The 5,212-nt window shown below is 68.8% G+C and carries 5 protein-coding genes; all 5 read right to left on the reverse strand.

Annotated elements, in window-relative coordinates; translation table 11 throughout:
- Positions 1 to 809 (reverse strand): hypothetical protein (locus tag ACIQ6O_RS12470; protein ID WP_396208117.1); only part of this gene is annotated, 809 nt, incomplete at its 3' end.
- A gap of 86 nt (positions 810 to 895) precedes the next feature.
- The gene (locus tag ACIQ6O_RS12475; RefSeq protein ID WP_396208119.1) at positions 896 to 2,986 is read right to left on the reverse strand and encodes a TonB-dependent receptor plug domain-containing protein; all 2,091 of its coding nucleotides are present in this window, start codon (positions 2,984 to 2,986) and stop codon (positions 896 to 898) included.
- Between the two features lie 8 nt (positions 2,987 to 2,994).
- A complete protein-coding gene (locus tag ACIQ6O_RS12480; protein ID WP_396208120.1) occupies positions 2,995 to 3,822 on the reverse strand; it encodes an ABC transporter ATP-binding protein in 828 nt (275 codons plus the stop codon).
- Positions 3,819 to 4,829, reverse strand: a complete 1,011-nt coding sequence (locus ACIQ6O_RS12485) for a FecCD family ABC transporter permease (RefSeq protein WP_396208121.1) — start codon at positions 4,827 to 4,829, stop codon at positions 3,819 to 3,821. Before ACIQ6O_RS12485 ends, ACIQ6O_RS12480 begins: the two co-directional genes overlap by 4 nt.
- A partial coding sequence (locus ACIQ6O_RS12490) for an ABC transporter substrate-binding protein (RefSeq protein ID WP_396208122.1) occupies positions 4,826 to 5,212 on the reverse strand: 387 nt, incomplete at its 5' end. The genes ACIQ6O_RS12490 and ACIQ6O_RS12485, both read right to left, overlap by 4 nt.

A 5,212-nucleotide genomic window follows, 5' to 3' on the forward strand; every position in this document is an offset into this window, starting at 1 on the left:
CGACGGGCACGCAGATCGATCTTCGCGACGGCCCCCGACGCGATGAGCGTGAACGGGAACGACGCGAAGCTCGCATCGCCACCGGCGCTCACATACGCCACATCGCCGCTCACGTTGGCCGACGCGCCACTGCCGCGTACTCCAGTGAGGACGATCGTGTCACGCGCGGTGCCGCTGTTGGGGATGCGAATGAGTCGCACATCGCCCTGCACGGCGTAGTTGGTACGGCAGTTCGCATTGGCGTCCACTACCCATGTCGCGTTGTCGTACTGGAACATGTCGGTCGGGCACAGTCCGGCATTGGCCACACGCGTGATCGTGGGCGCCGCGCTGCCGGCCACCGACACCAGCGCAATCGCGCTCGAATCGCGCAACGCCGCCGCGATGAGCGATTGCCCATTGCTGCCGCGAAAGAGCCGCGCGCGGGACGGATTGCTGCGCACGGGCAGTTGCAGCCGGCGGAACGTATTGGTGCGCACATCGGCGATGTACAGTAGGTCGCCGGCACCACGGCTCGACACCGCGAGCAAGGTGTCATTCTGCACGGTGAATCCACCCGCGTCGAACTCAGTGGACGGTGCCAGCGGCAGCTTGGTGCTCGCGGTCCCCGTGTCGCCGAGGAACGTGAATCCCGGCTGAATGAAGCCGTCGAGGACGATGATCCCACGGGGCGGCTGGGGCGTGGTGGATACGGGGTCACTGTCGGCACACGCCGCAAGGGCGAGCGTACTTGCGATCGAGGCCGTGAGTAGGCGCACCGTACGCGGCAGCATGAGGCGAACGGACGAGAAGCGGATCTGGGAGGTCATGGCGAATCGGACAGGATGTTGAGGCCACGGTGCAACAGATGCCTGAGGCGACATGTGTACGCTCGTCATCGCACGCGCGCCACGGATTACGACCGCGGCGCGAGCGTGAACGAGGCGGACCAGCCGCGCCCCGGCATGGGGAAACCACGGACCGACTGCCACTGCACGTCGGTCACGTTCTCGAGCGTCACGGCCCAGAGGGCCTCGACGCGATTGAAGCGGAGGCGCTGCGACCAGGCCACATCGGCGATGGTCACGGCCGGTAGTTCGAAGAGCGAATTGCGCGGGCCGGCGGTGTACGGTCGCCGCCCCTGAACGCGCACGTTGGTACTGATTGTGTGCGTCCCCATACGCCACGCGCCGTTGGCGGCCAGCGAATGCTGCGGGACATACGGCGTGGGAATAAGTAGCGCTCCGCTTCGTAGTTCGGAGCGATACCATGTATGCCAGGCGCTCACGGAAAACCGCGGCGTGGTCACGTCGAGCCGAGACTCGGTACCGCGCAGTCGCTCCAGCCCCACATTGGCCGGGCTCCAGCCGAAGTTGCCGGGAAACCACACGATGGCGTTGCGCGTGTCCCGCGTGACGAGCGAGCCCTCCGCTACCGCCCGCCAGCGTGCGCGCTGCCACACTGCCTTCGTACCGGCACTCGCATCGAGCGTGACCCGTTCCGGGTCGAGGGCCCGAACCGTGAGCCGCTGCGGCGATGAGAAGTACAGATCGTAGAGTGTGGGAACGCGCACCGCCTGCGCACCACGGGCCAGCAGCGACCAGGACGATCCAGCAGCCGACCCGAAGGCTCGCCACGTCGCGCCGACCGCGCCGGTTGGCTGTATACCAGCTCCCTGCACGAGGTCACTGCGTACGCCGGCATCCACAGCCAGCCGCTGTGCAAGCGAGGGCTCGCGCTGCCATCCCCACGCCGCGAAGCCACGGCTCCGGCGCTGCCGCACGGCACCGGTACCGGTGAGGTGGTCAGTACCAGCTCCTAGGCGCCAGGCCCCCCGCCATGCAGAGCCGCGCCATTCGATGTCGGCCGCCGAGGCTGTCGCCTGCGTATTGAGCACGGGGCGCTGCGGATCGCGATAGCGCAGGTCGAAATGCCGGAGTCCCGTGACGAGCAGTGTGCGGCCCGCGGCCACCTGTCCTCGCAGGAAGACGCGGGCGGTGCGCGCGCGATCTTCGTCGTACGCGCGCACATTCGCTGCGCCGACCATGCCACGATCGCCAAGGGACGCCAGCGCCATCCAGTGCGCGCGCCCATTCATCGCACTGGCGGTGAAGACCGTGCGCGACTCGTCGTTGTTGACGCGTGATTCACGGACAGGCGCTTGTCCGGCCGTATTGACGAATGTGAAATCATTGACCGCGCGACGGTGCGAGAGCGCACTCTGCCAGCGCGTGTCACCGCGCGTACCGGTATACGAGCCTTCGGCCGCCACCTGGCCGAACGCGCCAGTGTGCACGGCAAGCACCCGGTTCGCCGCAGAGGCAAGCGCCAGCACGCCACCATTGGCCCCACTGCCGACGTTCACCGGATCAGCGCCAGGCGTCACCGTGATCGATTGCAGCGCGGCGAGCGGCAGGTCAGAGACGTCGGCCAGACCAGTTGCCGGATCGTTGAGCGGTAGCCCATCGAGCGTGATCACCACCTGCTCCCGTCGAGCGCCCCGTAACGACAGCCCTGTCTCGCCACGCGCCGATCGTAGCGACGTGTACGGCAGGAGAGCCAGAACGCCGTTCATGGCCGTCGTGCCACGTTCGCGCGCCGCCCTCGCGCTGATGCTCGCCGGCGCCACGCCTGCTCGCGGCGCGACCGGTGCATCGGCCACGACGCGTTGGGTAGCGAGTTGCGCCATTTCGCTCGGCCGGTCGCTCGAGTCACGCGTGCTTCCCAGCAGACGCGGCGTCATGGCGACCGTGATGGTGCGCTCTCCTGCTCCGCTCGCCGGTGTGCCCAGCATCACCGTACGGGGGTGGTAGCCGAGACGTGCGACGCGCAGCTCGGCGGCTACATGACGCAGCGACACACACGCGTCGTCGAGCGTACGAGACGCCCCATTAGAAAAACGCAGCTGTGCACCGACGAGTGGCGCCCCACTGAGGGCATCACGCACACAGAGCCACACACTGTCCCCAGATACCGGCGGCTGCATCAAGCCGACGAGGAGGACCACGGCGCGCATCATCGCGATCGCCCGCGCCCGCGAAGCGGCAGCAGCGCAGGCACACCGACGGCCGGATCACGGGTCACCACGAGCGGCCAGTTGTACACGGCTTCGAGAATCTCTCCGCGCATCACGGCGTTCACATCGCCGGCTGCCGCGACCCGACCGTGATCGAGGAGCACGATGTGTTCGGCAAACCGCGCCACCAGGTTGAGCTGGTGGCTCACGAGCAGCACGGTGCGTCCCTCCTTCGCGAGCGCATCCACCAGTTCGAACACGGCCATCTCATGCGCGATGTCGAGAAAGGTGGTGGGCTCGTCGAGCACGAGGACGCGCGTATCCTGCGCGAGCGCGCGGGCGATGCGCACCCGCTGCCACTCGCCGCCCGACAGCGAGTCGGTGGTGCGATCGATCGCGTCGGCGATGCCGGCCTTGACCAGCGATTCTTCCACGAGGGCGCGATCGAAATCGGAGGGGGCACCGAACGCACCACGGCACGCATGTCGCCCGAGCATGACGAATTCCCGCACGAAGAGCGGCATTCCCGGTTCCTCGCGCTGCGTGACGATGGCCACCTGCTGGGCCAAGGCGCGCGCGTCGAGCGGCGCGATATCGCGGTCATCGAGCAGCACACGCCCCGCAATAACCGGTGCCCGGCGCAACAGCGTGCGTACGAGGCTACTCTTGCCACTGCCGTTGGGCCCGACCACCGCGGTAACCAGGCCAGGGTGCGCGGTGAATGTCACCTGCTGCAGGGCCGGCAGGGGGCGCCCGGCGTACTGCACCCTGATGCCATCGAACGCGAGGGCGGCGCCAACGCGCGGCGCTGAACCGGGTGCGGTCATGGCGCCACCTTGCGGAGCTGCGACAGGAAGAACGGCACCCCGACGAGGGCCGTGACCGCTCCCAGCGGCAGTTCCGCCGGCGCGCGGACCGTGCGCGCGAGCAGATCGGCCGCCACGAGCAGCACGGCGCCGTAGAGCGCCGACAGCAGCAACATGGGGCGATGCTGACGCGCGCCGAACGCCCGGGCGAGATTGGGGACGACGAGCCCCACGAATCCGACAAGTCCGGCGGCCGCCACGGTCGCTGCAGCGAGCCAGCTGCTCACGAGGAAGATGTGGCGCGAGGCGCGATCGACATCGACGCCAAGGGCCGCCGCGGGCTCGCTGCCAAGCGCCAGCACATCGAGTTCGCGCGCGCGCCAGACGAGCACCGTGCCCAGCAGCAGCAACGCCGCCGCACTCCGCCCTACGCTGCCCCACGACGCGTCGGCAGCGCTCCCCATCATCCACCACAACGCGCCACGCAACCGTTCGGGGGGCGCATCGGCCAGTGCCACGAGAATCGCCGCGTTGGCGAAGGCGCCCACAACCACCCCCGCCATGAGCAACAGGCGCGTATCGCCGCTCCCGCCGACGACGCGCGCCAGCGCCGTGACCACCAGCGTGGCGACAGCCGCCCCGGCAAACGCACACGCGGTAATCACGGCAGGCACCTGAACGCCGAAGGCCATCGCCATCACCGCACCGACGGCTGCCCCACCCGATACGCCGAGCAGATAGGGCTCGGCGAGCGGATTACGCATGGTGCCCTGCAATGCACCGCCGCTCATGGCGAGGCCGGCGCCGACCAACGCGGCCAGCAACACGCGCGGCAGACGCAGCTCGCGCACGATGCTCACGTTCGCCGGGTCGCCCACACCACGCAGCGCGTCGGTGACCGTGCCCAACGGCAGCGACACGGCACCAAAGGCAATGGCGAAGACGGACACGCCAACGAGCAGCGCGAGCCCGAGTATCCATGGCCATGCGCCGCGCGGCGCGGCCGACGTACGCGGTGCCACGGTCATCGCAGCGAATCGGCGAGTGCGGGGTGGAGCGCGCGTGCCAATTGCACGGCCGCCATGCCAAGCACCACCGACGGACGTCCGGTGACCGCCGGATCGTGCTGCACGAAGCGTTTGGCGCGCACCGCGGGTAGCGCCCGCCATGTGTTGTCCGTGCCGAACGCCATGGCTTGCTTCTCGCTCACCATCACGAGCGTGGGGGCGCGCGCGATGATCTCCTCCATGCTCACCGACGGCGACGGCTGCGCCATGTCGTGAAAGACATTGCGCGCCCCGGCGATCTCGAGCAGCTCGTCCATGTAGCTGCCTCCACCGATGACCATGGGGGGCGTGCTCCACACGGGCCACACCACGGCCGGCCGCGACGTGATCCGCTGCGTGAGCGC

This window comes from Gemmatimonas sp. (genome assembly GCF_044345575.1).
Classification (GTDB): Bacteria; Gemmatimonadota; Gemmatimonadetes; order Gemmatimonadales; family Gemmatimonadaceae; genus Gemmatimonas.